Source organism: Zavarzinella formosa DSM 19928 (assembly GCF_000255705.1).
In the GTDB taxonomy this organism is placed as follows: Bacteria; Planctomycetota; Planctomycetia; order Gemmatales; family Gemmataceae; genus Zavarzinella; species Zavarzinella formosa.
This window is the reverse complement of the sequence record NZ_JH636446.1, coordinates 337,395-349,835: the sequence shown is the minus strand read 5'-3', so window position 1 is coordinate 349,835 and position 12,441 is coordinate 337,395. Positions and strand designations below refer to the sequence as shown.

Annotated in this window: 20 protein-coding genes and 1 pseudogene; 4 read left to right on the top strand and 17 right to left on the bottom strand. The window is 56.3% G+C overall.

The window, feature by feature from the left end:
- Positions 1-668 (bottom strand): annotated as a pseudogene (locus BGIM_RS54155) (ATP-binding protein); the annotation flags it as partial.
- Between the two features lie 66 nt (positions 669-734).
- Here BGIM_RS54155 and BGIM_RS0136095 point away from each other — a divergent pair.
- Positions 735-959, top strand: coding sequence for a hypothetical protein (locus BGIM_RS0136095; RefSeq protein WP_020474518.1), 225 nt, complete (start codon positions 735-737; stop codon positions 957-959).
- Positions 960-1,085: 126 nt separating this feature from the next.
- Here BGIM_RS0136095 and BGIM_RS68480 read toward each other — a convergent pair whose 3' ends face one another.
- The 3 genes from BGIM_RS68480 to BGIM_RS0136080 form a co-directional block, all read right to left on the bottom strand.
- Positions 1,086-1,568 carry a DUF1559 family PulG-like putative transporter gene (locus tag BGIM_RS68480; RefSeq protein WP_390568106.1) on the bottom strand — a complete coding sequence of 161 codons (483 nt, stop codon included), beginning with the start codon at positions 1,566-1,568 and terminating at the stop codon, positions 1,086-1,088.
- A 220-nt stretch (positions 1,569-1,788) separates the two neighbouring features.
- Entirely contained in the window at positions 1,789-2,097 is a 309-nt protein-coding gene (locus BGIM_RS0136085) for a hypothetical protein (RefSeq protein ID WP_020474516.1), read from the bottom strand.
- A gap of 263 nt (positions 2,098-2,360) precedes the next feature.
- Positions 2,361-3,125: a hypothetical protein gene (locus BGIM_RS0136080; protein ID WP_020474515.1), complete on the bottom strand. Its 765-nt coding sequence runs from the start codon at positions 3,123-3,125 to the stop codon at positions 2,361-2,363.
- A gap of 154 nt (positions 3,126-3,279) precedes the next feature.
- Here BGIM_RS0136080 and BGIM_RS0136075 point away from each other — a divergent pair, with 154 nt between their 5' ends.
- Positions 3,280-3,645, top strand: coding sequence for a TfoX/Sxy family protein (locus BGIM_RS0136075; protein ID WP_020474514.1), 366 nt, complete (start codon positions 3,280-3,282; stop codon positions 3,643-3,645).
- 182 nt (positions 3,646-3,827) lie between these two features.
- Here the strand turns inward: BGIM_RS0136075 and BGIM_RS0136070 are convergent, their stop codons facing one another.
- The 13 genes from BGIM_RS0136070 to BGIM_RS0135990 form a co-directional block, all read right to left on the bottom strand.
- Positions 3,828-5,318: a leucine-rich repeat domain-containing protein gene (locus BGIM_RS0136070; protein WP_157369673.1), complete on the bottom strand. Its 1,491-nt coding sequence runs from the start codon at positions 5,316-5,318 to the stop codon at positions 3,828-3,830.
- A gap of 112 nt (positions 5,319-5,430) precedes the next feature.
- Positions 5,431-5,628, bottom strand: coding sequence for a hypothetical protein (locus BGIM_RS63845; RefSeq protein WP_157369672.1), 198 nt, complete (start codon positions 5,626-5,628; stop codon positions 5,431-5,433).
- Positions 5,625-5,864: a hypothetical protein gene (locus BGIM_RS63840; protein WP_157369671.1), complete on the bottom strand. Its 240-nt coding sequence runs from the start codon at positions 5,862-5,864 to the stop codon at positions 5,625-5,627. Before BGIM_RS63840 ends, BGIM_RS63845 begins: the two co-directional genes overlap by 4 nt.
- A 136-nt stretch (positions 5,865-6,000) precedes the next feature.
- Positions 6,001-6,228, bottom strand: coding sequence for a hypothetical protein (locus tag BGIM_RS0136060; protein ID WP_020474511.1), 228 nt, complete (start codon positions 6,226-6,228; stop codon positions 6,001-6,003).
- 26 nt (positions 6,229-6,254) lie between these two features.
- Positions 6,255-6,671 carry a hypothetical protein gene (locus BGIM_RS0136055; protein ID WP_020474510.1) on the bottom strand — a complete coding sequence of 139 codons (417 nt, stop codon included), beginning with the start codon at positions 6,669-6,671 and terminating at the stop codon, positions 6,255-6,257.
- Positions 6,668-6,877 carry a hypothetical protein gene (locus tag BGIM_RS0136050; protein WP_020474509.1) on the bottom strand — a complete coding sequence of 70 codons (210 nt, stop codon included), beginning with the start codon at positions 6,875-6,877 and terminating at the stop codon, positions 6,668-6,670. The genes BGIM_RS0136055 and BGIM_RS0136050 overlap by 4 nt, the downstream gene beginning before the upstream one ends.
- Complete coding sequence (locus BGIM_RS63835; protein ID WP_020474508.1) at positions 6,874-7,050, bottom strand: hypothetical protein; 177 nt, start codon at positions 7,048-7,050, stop codon at positions 6,874-6,876. Before BGIM_RS63835 ends, BGIM_RS0136050 begins: the two co-directional genes overlap by 4 nt.
- Positions 7,051-7,159: 109 nt before the next feature.
- Positions 7,160-7,369, bottom strand: a complete 210-nt coding sequence (locus BGIM_RS0136035) for a hypothetical protein (RefSeq protein WP_020474506.1) — start codon at positions 7,367-7,369, stop codon at positions 7,160-7,162.
- Positions 7,366-7,602 carry a hypothetical protein gene (locus BGIM_RS0136030; RefSeq protein ID WP_238537789.1) on the bottom strand — a complete coding sequence of 79 codons (237 nt, stop codon included), beginning with the start codon at positions 7,600-7,602 and terminating at the stop codon, positions 7,366-7,368. The genes BGIM_RS0136035 and BGIM_RS0136030 overlap by 4 nt, the downstream gene beginning before the upstream one ends.
- Positions 7,603-7,628: 26 nt before the next feature.
- Positions 7,629-7,799 (bottom strand): hypothetical protein, encoded by a 171-nt coding sequence (locus BGIM_RS65650; RefSeq protein WP_020474504.1) that lies wholly within the window; start codon positions 7,797-7,799, stop codon positions 7,629-7,631.
- The gene (locus tag BGIM_RS0136020; protein ID WP_020474503.1) at positions 7,796-8,089 is read right to left on the bottom strand and encodes a hypothetical protein; all 294 of its coding nucleotides are present in this window, start codon (positions 8,087-8,089) and stop codon (positions 7,796-7,798) included. Before BGIM_RS0136020 ends, BGIM_RS65650 begins: the two co-directional genes overlap by 4 nt.
- 65 nt (positions 8,090-8,154) lie before the next feature.
- On the bottom strand, positions 8,155-9,711 hold the full coding sequence (locus BGIM_RS60675) for a DNA cytosine methyltransferase (protein WP_020474502.1): 1,557 nt from the start codon (positions 9,709-9,711) through the stop codon (positions 8,155-8,157).
- 693 nt (positions 9,712-10,404) lie between these two features.
- On the bottom strand, positions 10,405-11,028 hold the full coding sequence (locus tag BGIM_RS0135990; protein WP_020474499.1) for a hypothetical protein: 624 nt from the start codon (positions 11,026-11,028) through the stop codon (positions 10,405-10,407).
- A gap of 133 nt (positions 11,029-11,161) precedes the next feature.
- Here BGIM_RS0135990 and BGIM_RS0135985 point away from each other — a divergent pair, with 133 nt between their 5' ends.
- Both BGIM_RS0135985 and BGIM_RS65145 read left to right on the top strand, forming a co-directional pair.
- A complete protein-coding gene (locus BGIM_RS0135985) occupies positions 11,162-11,422 on the top strand; it encodes a hypothetical protein (RefSeq protein WP_020474498.1) in 261 nt (86 codons plus the stop codon).
- A 233-nt stretch (positions 11,423-11,655) separates the two neighbouring features.
- Positions 11,656-12,441: C1 family peptidase (locus BGIM_RS65145; RefSeq protein ID WP_162136322.1), on the top strand; the 786-nt coding region annotated here is incomplete at its 3' end.

Sequence of the window (12,441 nt, the reverse complement as noted above, 5' to 3'; positions counted from 1 at the left end):
ACGGCGTTGTTCACATAGTTATACACGACCCGGTCGATGCTTGACGTCTCCAGGCACCGGGCCGAGATGTCTCCTCCGAACGTGTTCCGGACCTCCACCACCGCCTCCCGTTCCCCCTGGCGAACCGCGCAGCCTGACCACTTGTCAGCGAAGTGGGCGATGCCGTGGGCCTTGGCCTTCTCGTCGTCCGCTCGGGCGGCCGGGTCGATGTCAGGCAGAAGGTTTCGCATGATCTTGGCATGATCGCGGGCGGCATCCACAGCCATGCGGATCAGGCCCTCGTCACCCGGGGAAACCGCGAGCATCTGGGCAACTCCGATCAAAACGGTCAGACCGCCGCCGCGAATGTCATGGGTTGCCTTGCGGATCGCCTCGTCCTCCAGTCCGGCCGCCGCCGTTTTCCGGCCGAGTTGTTGAGCGTCGGCCAGCAGGGCCGGTCCGGCGTTCTGGCGGATGAAATCTTCCATGATGGCGAGGTCCCGACTTCCCTCCGTTTCCCGCCAGCGGAGGGGAAGACCGTGGACCGCCTGGTAAATACGGTCAAGAAGGACTTGGTCGACGGGATCGAAGCGTGGCAGCGGCACCTCAAAGCCGCATCCGAAGAATCGGGCGGGACGACGGTTGGGCAAGACATCGGGGGCGATGGTGGCCAGGGCTGACGGGATCATGATGGCGGCATGGGGAGGTTATGACAGGCAGACACCGCACCATGCGGCGAGGCCCTGAAGGCAATTTTGTGCAAATCCCGGGCCGAAACGCGGGGCGGCGGGCAATTTCAGGCGGTGCGTTTCGGGGTCGTTGAGGCCGGGAAAGAGAAGAAGCATGGTCGGTGTCAGTCGGTCGAAGGCAATCCGCATGATCTGACGGAATTGTTCCTCACAATCCCCGGCGACAAGCGGCTCCCGTCCGCCGCCGAGGACGGACTTGACACAGACGAGCCGGATTGCTTGGGCAACTGAGAGATTTGCCGGGTGAACGGACAGGCCATTTTGTCGATCACGTTTGAGAAGCCCGAAGAACCTGAATAGCACGCCGCGTGACGTCCCTGGACCGGAGGACGCTGCAAAAAATCCACCCGCGTCCATTCATGGGGCATCTTTGACGGACTTGACAAAGTTTACGCCATTCTGAAATCCACTGGCACTGAAAAAGCCCCCGTCATGTGGCCCCGCTTGCCGGATGACGTCATCAAACTTCATTTCACCGCCACTCGCCCAGGGGAATTTCACTCCCAGAGGCGAGTCGAGAACAGAATAGGAGTCCCTTCGATCAAGGGGGGCGAGGACGTAACCGGAAAGGTCCATTTGACCCGCGACCGGACCGTCGATTGTTGCCCGGACAGGACAACGAAAGACGCGAGGTTGTTTCAGAAGGAAATCCGGGGCCGACCGAACGGGGATTCCCGGAGTGACGCGATCCATCAGGTTCTTCTGATCAATGAACGGGAGAATTTCAATTGTCCAACCACCCACGAGGCCTTCGGAGACGCGGGCGGGAAGCCGTTTGTTTGTCTCGGCAAAATCCGCAATCGACAGATTCAGTTGATGCAAGTTATTTTTACATTCCATCTCCACGGAGCGTTTTCGTGATGACATCACGGCGGGCAGGAGAAGGGTCATCAGAATGCCGATGATCGCGAGCACGACGATCATCTCCATCACCGAATAAGCCGAGCGATTTGCCATGATTGGTCCCGGTTGGGATTGCCTCGCCGTGTCACGATCGACTCTCGCAGTACCGACCAAGAACCCCCATCAGAGCGGCGATTGTTTGACGGGGACTTGGCGTTCACTTCTGTCGCTTCAGGTAATAATCGCGTGGGGTAAACTTAACGGTGTTGCCCGTCTGGCCCTCTCCGGTGCGAGTGGTGGAGACGACGTAAGGCTGCCCGCCCGTCACCAGGTGGACTTCCCACCCGTCCTTGACGAGGTTGTGCAGGTGCGGCGGGAATTGTTCCCCCGACTCGTTGACCAGGACCATGTGCTCCCAAACGGCGGGCTTGACCTCCGGGATTGGGGCGGGCGGGTGCGAACCGCCGCATCCGGTGATGAGAAGCAAACAGCCGCCGAAGAGGGACCATGAAACTGGTCGCCACATGTGGACTCCAAACTTGTGACTGGCTTACGTTTGAACGACTGTACCGCGCGCCGCCTCGGCTCGCAATGGTCTGATGTGCCATGAAAGTGGTCGTGGTCTTGAGGGGTGGGCGTCATGGCGGGATGATAGACTCTTGGGCAAGCAATTAGTCGGGGAAGGCGATTACGGTTGAGGCAGAGACGGGTCAAATGCGATTTCTGTTTTGTTTGCGGCGGCTGAACTTCGCAACGACACGCCGCCGATGCGGATTGTAGCCAGGCACGTCATTTCTTCCCCGGCGCGTTCTGGCCGGTCAATTCTTGAATTCGGTCTGCGGGCGTCGCGAGCGATGTCGTCTCGCCTTCCGCCCCGAAGCGAGTTCCAATGACGACAATGCCAACCAGACGGTCACCCGATATGAGCGGAGTTCCTTCCGGAAAACGGTGATCGATTTCGACCAAGTTCTCGAACTTTTTGGTTGATCCATTGGGCAGTTTTAATTCTCCGGTTCGACTGACGGCTTTGACGGCGCAAGCGTTGAGGATCACGCGCAATTGGCCTTTCTCGTTCGGACGGACGACGCTCATCGCATCACCGACGCCAATCGTGGCGGGGGCGTTGACTTGGAAACGTGACGCCAAGCCGGGCACGTGATAAACGAAGAGTTCGGACGTGCTCCGAGGGTCGTAAGCCGCCCTGACGGAGAGCTTTTCAGGGACTTCCATAAGCGCAATGTCAATGGCCGGAGGGACGCCGTCGGGAACCACACACGCCGAACCGGCCGTCACGAAGAGCGTGTCCTTGCCCGAGCTAATCTTAATTCCGCTGATCGTCCGTTTCGCTTGTCCTTGGAAGAATGTTAGCTCAAGCCGGCCAACGGCATGCTCAACGGCAGTACGAGGAGCCCTCTCAGTTTCTGTCGGCGTCTCTTTGACAGGCGTCGCCATCGCCAACTTCGGTCCTGCCCACATGCCGATTTGACAGATGACTGCGGTGGTCAACAGCACCGGCAGTCCGGCCACAAGAATTCGAATGATATGCGTCTTCATGACTCGCACTCCCAATCTCATATGGAGCGTCCACCCCCGGTCATGGACTGGCGCCGAACAGGCTGGCACCAAACAAACCGTCGGGGTGTTGAAAAGTGTACCACGCCCGGCGGCGGGTCGCAATGGGCCGACTTGGCTCAGAAGTGTCGGTAAAATGGGAAACAACGAATTCTCACAAGCCGGGATGGCGATGGCATTCGACAGCACCCTCGCAGAACGCGTCCGCGACCGCCTGGCCTCGCTGGAGGGCGTGACGGAAAAAAAGCTGTTCGGCTGTGCCTGCTTCCTGCTCCGGGGGAACGTGGTTGCGGGCGTCTGGCGGCATTGGCTCGTCGTCCGGGTGGGGCGGGAGGAATACGAGTACGCCCTGCGGGAGCGTTACGTCAATCCGTTCGACATTACCGGGAAGCCGTTGAGGGGGTGGGTGCGGATCGAACCAGAAGGGGTCGAGCGTGACGAGCAACTGGACGACTGGATCGGACGGGCGGTGAGGTTCGTCTCAACGCTGCCTGCGGCTTGAGGAGTGGGCTTCATGGCAGGACGATGGACAAGCAAGGATGTTTGAGCAAGCAGAGTGGAATTTAGGGGGAGCGATCAGTAAAGGACGGGGATCACAGTTGGGAAGATGGAGGAAACCCGGCTTAATCAGGCGGGCCGGGTTTCCTCCGACTTCCCCGCCGTAATCGAACACCGCCCGAAATATCAATCCGAATGATCCTCTACAGTAGAAGTGGCCTGAAGAATTTTGCAATCTTTGGGCAGGACTTCTGAAAGCTTGCCCATCTCAGAGCTGTCTGGCCAAGACCATAAAGAAAGGGCTGTGAGACTTTTAAATCCCGCCAGCTCTTTCAATCCGGTATCAGTCAATTCAAGTTTGCCAAGTCGTAGGGATTTGAGATCTTTCAGATAGGCGAGGTCTTTGATTCCCGTGTCTTTCACTTGAATATCGATGTTCAGCGTGGTGAGCTTCTTGAAAGGCGTAAGGTACTTTAATTCGACTTCAAATATCTGCGCGCCGAATACTTCCAGTGTGACAAGGTTTTCGAGAGGAGCCAGTTGTTGCAAATCACCAGTTTTGTAAGTATTGTCCCACAAGGAGAGCGATGTCAGCTTTTTGAGATATGCGATTTCTCTCAATCCCGCGGATGTCGCTCGCACGTTGTGCAATCTTAGGCGTGTAAGGTTTTTGTTTTTCGCAATTTCCTTAAGGTTCCTGTCTGTTGCCTCGAACCCCGACATTAATTCGAGCGAAGTGAGTCTGCTAATCGTCGCAAACTCCTTGAGATTTTCATCCGACACGGAGCCGTTTCGTATCGAGATCGAAGTGAGCGTTTTTGATTTATCGAGTCCAGCGAATTTTCCATAATTTGTTGTCCAAGCTAAAGTAAGAGTTGTGAGGCTCTTCATCTTTACAAGTTCTGTTGGCAAGGCATCAGCAACATACTGTCCACCGAGGCTCAAACTGGTTACGTTTTTGAAGTTCGCCAGTTCCTTCAGGCCCGCGTCGGTCATCTTCGCAGTATTGAATTTGAGAGTCGTCAGGGTTTTGCATGCACAGAGTTCTTTCAACCCAGTGTCCGACATGTAGACGTTTTGCATGTCAAGAAAGGTTAGTTTTTTAAGTGCAGTGAGATGCTTCGAATCCGCCGCCTTCAATTCGCGGAGACCGTCCCCTCCCAAGCGGACCGTGGTGAGGCTGCTTATCTTGGAAAGGTCCTTAAGTCCCTCATTGGTCATTTTCGTGCTTCGTAAATCGACCGTTTTAAGATTCTTGAAATAGCTGAGTTCCTTCAAGCCGACGTCTGTCACTTTCGTCCCCCACAAGGTGAGTTTTGTAAGGCTCTGGAGGCCGACGATCTCCCGGAGGCCCGCATCTGTCATCTCTTTGCCACGCAGATTTACTTCAAGAACCGGTTTGCCAGGCGCATTTTCGTCGCGAGTGACGGTGCCGCCCAAGTTCTTCACGAATTCGACCGCCTTGCTTTCAAATTCATCAGCACGGCCTCTCGAATCAACAAAGAAAGCGAGCACCAGCAGGACGATCATCTTGAGCTTGGGCATTGCTAATTTTCCTCGGGCAGGTACGGAGTTCCGTTGGCGTTTTGGCAAGACGACAGGCGTTTGCAAAATTGGCACGCCGCTTTCGGCAACCTCAACGACCGCAACGGCGGCACCCCCGGCAAAGGGTCTCACCAGAAGTCAACTCGGCGTCTTACGCCTAGCGTAAGGGATAACACCCCGCGGAGCAACGTGAAGCAAGCTGAGCGAGGCGAAGCCGAGCGCAAGCGGCAAAATCCCTGCTGTTTCAGTCGGCTGACTGATTCCCCATCATCTTCGCCTTAACCTCCCTGACCGCCCGCCTCCGACGCACGAAGCCCCAATCGTCGTCACGGAATGCGAACCAGCAGTACGGGCAAAGCCAGATATAGCCCCAGAGCAGGCGGGGCCACTGACACGACGCCCCCGGCTCCCAGCAGTTGTGGCAGCGGCGAGGTTTGGTCATTCCTCCTTGCAATCCGGCCAGTGGAACGGCTTGCAGTTACGCTGGATGATCCGGTGACTCTCGTACTCAACCTCGAATTCCACCTCATCCCACGGGCAACCCAAAACGAAATAATCCGTTGCGAGAGGGCCGGAGTAAGCAGGGCTGCTCAATCGGACCGAAAGCAAGTCTCCAGTCATCGGCTCCAAAATGGGCAGGCTTTCGGGGTCGATACAAAACTGACCTGTGGAATCCATGCCCGACCACTTCATGTACCCCTCACTCCCCGCAGTGCATTCAACGTAAGCGGATTGACCCTGAAACCGCACCCCAAAATGCTTGGCCATCCATGCTGCCGCAAGAGGATCGGTGTAAAAATATCGCTGGGTCATGTCAAAACGGTGGTTCGTTGTTGATGATCTCCATGATGGTCAGCGGCTGGATGTCGGGGATGTCCAGATGCAAGGCCTCAAAATGGCTGTCTTGCTCGTTGGCGCATGCCGCGTAAGCGTTGAAATGAATCCTCGTGCCAAGATTTCCATCTTTGGTGCGGTGTTCCGCCATGAACGCGATGCTCGCCGGGTTGATGATGTACTGGCCGATGTGCTGAAGTTTGGTCATGCAGGTGTCCTTTCAAAGTTGATCGTTTAGTCCGTGATTTTCGTGTAGGTGAAGTGCCCGCGGCCCATCGTCGGCCCGCGATGCCCGAACGTGCCGTCACCCAGACAGGCGATGATGTCGGCTGCCGTCACGTCCCCTTCGTAGCGCCCCTTGAATACCATCGTCGAACCCGATGAGCTGTCGTAGTCGTAATCGAAGATGCTCTTCCCGCCCCCGAGGTCGTGGGACGGCTTCTTCCGCTCCCACCAAAACGCGCTGCTGGCGTCGCCCGCCTTGAGCGGCTTGCGTTCCTCTTCCCAACAGCATCCATTGCAGGCAAGCAATATGTCCGTGCAGGCCGAACAGGGCGGGTTGATGTGGCATGAGCAATTCTCCACCTTCGGATTGTGCAAGATGCCTCCGCACTGCTCGGGGCATGCCCCTCCTTCCTCGATGCCGCTCATGCGACTACCCTCATCTCTTCCAGCACTGGCTGAATCAACGCTTTGGCATCGGCAAGTGTCGCGTGGTAATCGCCGACCCGCACCCCGCGAACCAAGAGTATGTGGCCGTGGGCGACCTTGCTGATTTCGGCAACGACGAGGCGTTCGCCCGGACGGTGGACGGCGTACTCGCCTTCGCAGGTTTTCTTGGTGATGAAACGTGTCATAGGGTCTCCTTGGCTTGGTTGCAGATTCCTTTGAATCCGAAGTCGGGGCAGTTCACCTTGTCCCACGCCACGGCCAAGCGGCACTCGGTGCATCGCTCGAACTCCTGGCTGTGGGTGAAGGGCCGGACAACGGTTGTGGTGTCTCCTCCGTGACAGGCTCGTTGTTCGGTCATTGGTTTTCCTCCATGATGTCGCAAAGAGCGTTCAGCAACTCGTCATTTTCGGCCCATTCGGCGTCATAAGCCGCAAGCTCACGCTTGAAAAACTCTTTCCATGTCTCGCTCATGCCTTGTCCCACTCCACTGCTGTCAACTTCATCCGGCGTCGCATCTCGTCTTCGGTGTGCCGTGCTTCGGGTTTGTCGCCTCCCGTCGACCGGAAATTGGGATTGGAAAGCCGGATCATCGCGGCCACTGCCTGCCAGTGGGTTTTGAAAGTGCCAAGAATTTCGCCTTGATCGCCGATGAGGTTGCTGGAAAAAACGTGTGTCATTCACCATCTCCGTTCGCACAGGTGCACGGCACATCGCCTTCGTGTTGGTCGCCGCAAACCCCACACTGGTCGTCATGGGCGAGAATGGAGTTGATCTTTGCGATTAGCTCAAGCCAGTTGTCATTTTCAAAGTCTGATGCGTCATAATGCTGCATCGCCATCTTGCGGACATCGCGCAAGCCAGCCTCGTACCGCTGGCAATCGGCCTTCCATGCATTCAGGAGGGTTTTCATGCCTGCTATCTCCCATTGAGCCGGGGTCATGCAGCCCCCTTGATCTTGCGATTCAGACCTTGCAGGTATTCCGTAATCGGAACCGCCTGATACTTCTCTGTGTTGACCGCCTCGGCAACGTGACAGAGAAAGGTTTCCGCGATTGCTTTGCCGGTGGCTTTCTCGGTGATTACCCAGCCTGAGGATGGATTGCTCATGCCACCCTCCCTTCCATCACTTCCTCATATGTGTCCCTCAGCAGCTTCTTGGACAAGACGAACCCATCGGCCTGATTGCTCGCGTCGATGTGGTCATCGAAATTCTGCAACGCCTCCTCCATCACCTGCTCCAACGCAAGCATGTCAGCCAGGCTTGGCTTCATCCCGTTTTCTTTGAACTGGGTGAGCATGAAAGCCAGGGTGTTGTGTAGGATGGTTGCAAAGGTGTCGAGAGTTTGGGCTGCATCTTCGGCGGCGAGTTCTTCGGTGGTGGGGTTGAGGTAGGTCATGGGGCGAGTCCTTTCGTTGTTGACAAGCTGACGCTAGCGCGATTCGCGCGGTCGGTCAAGCGGTTTTATGGGGTATTGAACACTTTGTTGATGCGGTATCCCAGCCAGGCCATGCAGTTGATCGCCATGCTATTCCCGAGTCCGCGATAGCGTGGCCCATCGGCGGCGGGCTTTCCCCGGTATGGCACGTCCGTGTATCCGTCAGGTACTCCCATAAGCCTCTCTGCCTCGGTCACCGTTATTCTCCTCACTGACATCACCTGTTGAATGTAACTCTGCTGCTTCATCCCGGCCTCGGCCGCCAAAGCTCCGACCAATTGCCCGTCGCCGTTGATGTAACGAACCTCGTCACGGCTGTTTTGGGCAAATGCAACCGCGCCCACGCCGATTCCTGCTCGTCCACCGTTCGGAGTGAGGAGGGCGTTCGCCAACCCGTCTTGTCGGTATTCGAGGTGATGGCTGTCACCCCGTCCACGAATCGCTAATGTGTACGGCACAAGCGGCGTTCCTCGGCCCGTTCCATCTTCACTCGCATCAAATCCATCGGCACGAAGCGAGTGTGTCACAAGCGTGTCCGAGCAATAACTGTCAACACCTCGGCTTTGATCCCTAGCTCTCAAGGTGGTGGCGACATCATCTGGGCCAGCAGAAACAATCAGGCTGTCGGCAGTGTCAACGTCTGTTCCGGGCGGTCGATCTCCTCCCGTGCGGTTTCCTCTAGCGCGGAGTGTCGGGCAGACGGCGACAGTTGGGTGCTGTCCTGTTCTCTTGAAAGTTTCAGCAGCCGAGTTATCCGGTCGAATTCCTCCTGGTCGGAGTCTCTCTCCGTGGAGTGACGAGTTGACGGCGACAACCGGGTCTTGACCACGGCTCTCGCCGGTTCTCTCCACTCCCCGGCCACTGCCTGTAAGGCTCGGTGCAACATCGTGGGTAACGCTTTTCCCCGTCTTTCGGCTCGGCGGAGAATCCCCTCGCAGGCTTTCTGCGACAGAAAGTATTTCCGATGGATCGGCCCGGTCTCCAAGACGTTCGACAAGTTCGTTAGGCACGGCAAGGAGAAAGCACCGGCGCCTGCGTTGGGCGAGGCCAAAATATTGGGCATCGAGGGTTCGATAACCCACTCGGCGCTTCGCTCCCCAGAGTACGCCAGTTGTAGGCCACTTCCCGGTTTCAGTTTCAACGGGCGCATCCTGCCCGCAGAGCGCTCCGACCAGGCATCCAAAAGCGTTGTCGCGTGTGCTGTAGATTCCGGGGACGTTCTCGTAAAGAGCGAGTATTGGGTCTCTTCCATGTTTCCTCCTGATGGCGTCGATGTGGTTGATGAGATGAACGTAGGTGAGCGTGAGGTTGCCCCGCTCGTCGTCGAGTGAGTTTCGCTGGCCCGCCACGCTGAACGCCTGGCATGGTGGCCCGCCGACCAGCAAGTCGCATTCGGCCAGTATCTCCTCCGGCCATTCCAAGAATTGCGTCATGTCGCCAAGATTCGGGACGTAAGGGTAATGGTGGGCGAGAACCGCACAGGGAAAGGGTTCGATTTCCGAGAACGCGAGAGGTGTCCAACCGAGCGGGTGAAAGGCGACCGTTGCAGCTTCTACCCCTGAGCAAATGGAAATGTACTTCACTGCCACCCCCTAAGCTACGTTGTGGGATGGGCTTGCCCCACTTGCTTCGGCGATGACGGCCAAGGCTTGCTGTCTAGCGTCTTCTTCGCCTTCACTCAATTCAATCCCGTACTTCAGGTCCTGGTCAACGGTCTGTTCGAGGAGGTAGTGGAGAGCCGCAACCAGTTTGTCGGTTAGGCGTTCGCAGGCTTGGATCATGGTCGGTTCTTTCCTGAGTTGGTTAAAGAGGTGTCGTGCTTGAAAAGCCGTACGCCTCTTGGCCCTCGCCGAGAGCGGGATGGAGTCGGAAAGCCCTGGTCGGCGGGAGGGGAATCACCCAGCCTGCACGGAGCGCAGCGAAGGAAGGTTGGGGAGACCCGCCGGCCACCGCAGGCGAGCGGAGCGAGGGGCTTGGAGACGGGAAGGGCAGCGCCCTTTCTTCTTGCGATAGTGATCGTGACCCGCCAGGGCGAAGACCCGCTTTGGGCTTCGGGAGCGAAGCGAGTAGAGCACGGGCCGGAGGCATCGCCCTCACTCCCGCCTCCCAACCAACCTCTGCACCTGCCAATGCACCACTGCCGGAAGCGGCTTATCCCTATCTTTCCACCACTTTGTCACTGTCCCAGGACTTCTTCCAAGGTAAAGAGCAAATCGCCTTCTGAACTTATCCCCATAGATGCGGATGAGGTCGTCCTCGATTTGGTTGGGGGTCATCTACGCCGCTTCCTCTTCGTCATCCTCACGAGCCAGCTTCATCATGTCATGGAAGGCCAGATTGGCGTCTTCAATGATCCGTGCGAAGGGGATGGAACCGAGAAGGGCGACAGGGTAGTAGGTGCTTCCTGGCGCCGCCTTCTCCTCTGAAATGGGCAACCTGGCAAAGCGGCCTTTGTCGTGAGGCTGCTTCTGAAAGCCCCGGTAAATTTCCAATTCTGAAGTGTCGAAGTTGGCGATGTACCCCCATTCGCAAAACAAACTGTCGGCAGGAAAGTCTTTTGCATCCCAACAAAAACCCGCCTTGAGCATTTCTTTCAAATCGCCCTGAGTCTTTCGGACCAAGCAATACCAGTCGGTCACGCTTTGATTGCTGACACGAAGATCGGTCCAAGGAGCCAAGCGTTCGATCTCATCTGGGGTGGCCGGGGCATCATCCGGCCCTTTTGGCTGTAGCCTTTTGGCTTTCTCGATAGTCGCATTTATTGTGGATTCATCAGCGAGGAGGCTGGCGAGCGCGTCGATTGTTTCACGCCCCACGCCTTCGGGATAGCTGTCGAATTGCTGATAGGCCAACTTGTCCTTGCTCTCGATATGTACTCCGGTAAATCCTCTCGTTCCCATAACCACTCCGTCTGTTCACCCAGCTTGATTGCCTTGGGTAGGCGGACCGTAGCGCAATTGGATTGCTCCCGCAACAACTAATTTGCACAAGCAATAGAAATAGAACGACTCGTAGAGAACCAAGGAAAGACCAATGGGAATCGAATACACCCTCCGTGTTGATCCCCCCGACCCCGCACGCATTCTTCCATTAATCCACCGCCTGCCCGAAATTCAAGAAACGGAACAAGGATTCAATGTCGGCCCTTTCGGTGGCGGGTGGCCTTCGGCTTCGCTGGCTCTCGACCCGCAAGGCGTTTGCTTCTGCGACTACGCCCGCACCGGCACGCAACTCGGGTTGATGGTTGCCTGGCTGGCCGGGGAGTTCGGGCGTGTCACGGTTGAAGAGCTTTGAACCGCTGAATTGCCCCTTGGAGCGAAGAAGGGGGAGACGAACTTTTTGACTTTGCGTCAAACACCAGGATCGCACCTTCGTCCAAAAGAACTAGAGAAAAATGAGAACCTAAAACTGCCAATAAGCACGATGGCGACCGCATGACACTTATCGTACAATTCAGCCATAAGGCCTTCGTGAGAACCGATTCGTAATCAGAACTAGCATGCCACAATCGGAGATTCTGTCACACCATGAACTACACAAAATACTTCGACTACTTTGAAGAGCGAGATGGCAACGGCAGTGCGTCCATTCGGAAAAAATTTGTCGATTCGGTTGATGATCCTGTCGGAGAGATCGCTCGAATCCCAGATTTTAAATTCAGTCATTTCGGCCTGCACTACGGCTACGCACTAGAAGGGAGATTGTCAGCGGCTCAATCAGAAGGAGCGTGGATACTTACAAGTCAGCGTGTCCATAGATACCTGGGAGATCCTGGATTTGACAAATGGCCGCACCATTTCCGCATTCCTAACCATGATTACGATGCAACTCCCCCATCTCCACGAGTGCGCATACATCACTATTTTCGCCTGCTTACGTCGAGCGATTGCCTGCGAATGAGCCGAACTCAAAATGCGTACTCGCTGGGGATCAGCGTAACCGAGGAATGGGACGAGCCTCCAGGTGGTATTATCGAAAGCATCCCGCTGGAAAGCCCGGTCCTAAGCACACATTGCATTGGTGGCTTGCATGCAGTGCCGGGCACAAATTTATTAATGTTCCGGAATTCTTGGGGCCAAGATTGGGGGCACGAAGGCGATGGAATGATTAATTCAGGATTGATTGACAGATATATTGTCGAATGCTGGGCGATATCAGGATTTTCAGCGTTCCCTCCGCTGAAGTCGAAGTCAGGTCTTGTGACGCTCCTTTGGAAATCTTCTAATGGAGGGCAGGAAGTCCACGGAAGGGAGATCGTTGATGCCGGAAGTGGCGAAAGAATTGGTTGGTGTTTTTTGGTTAGGAGAGGCGAA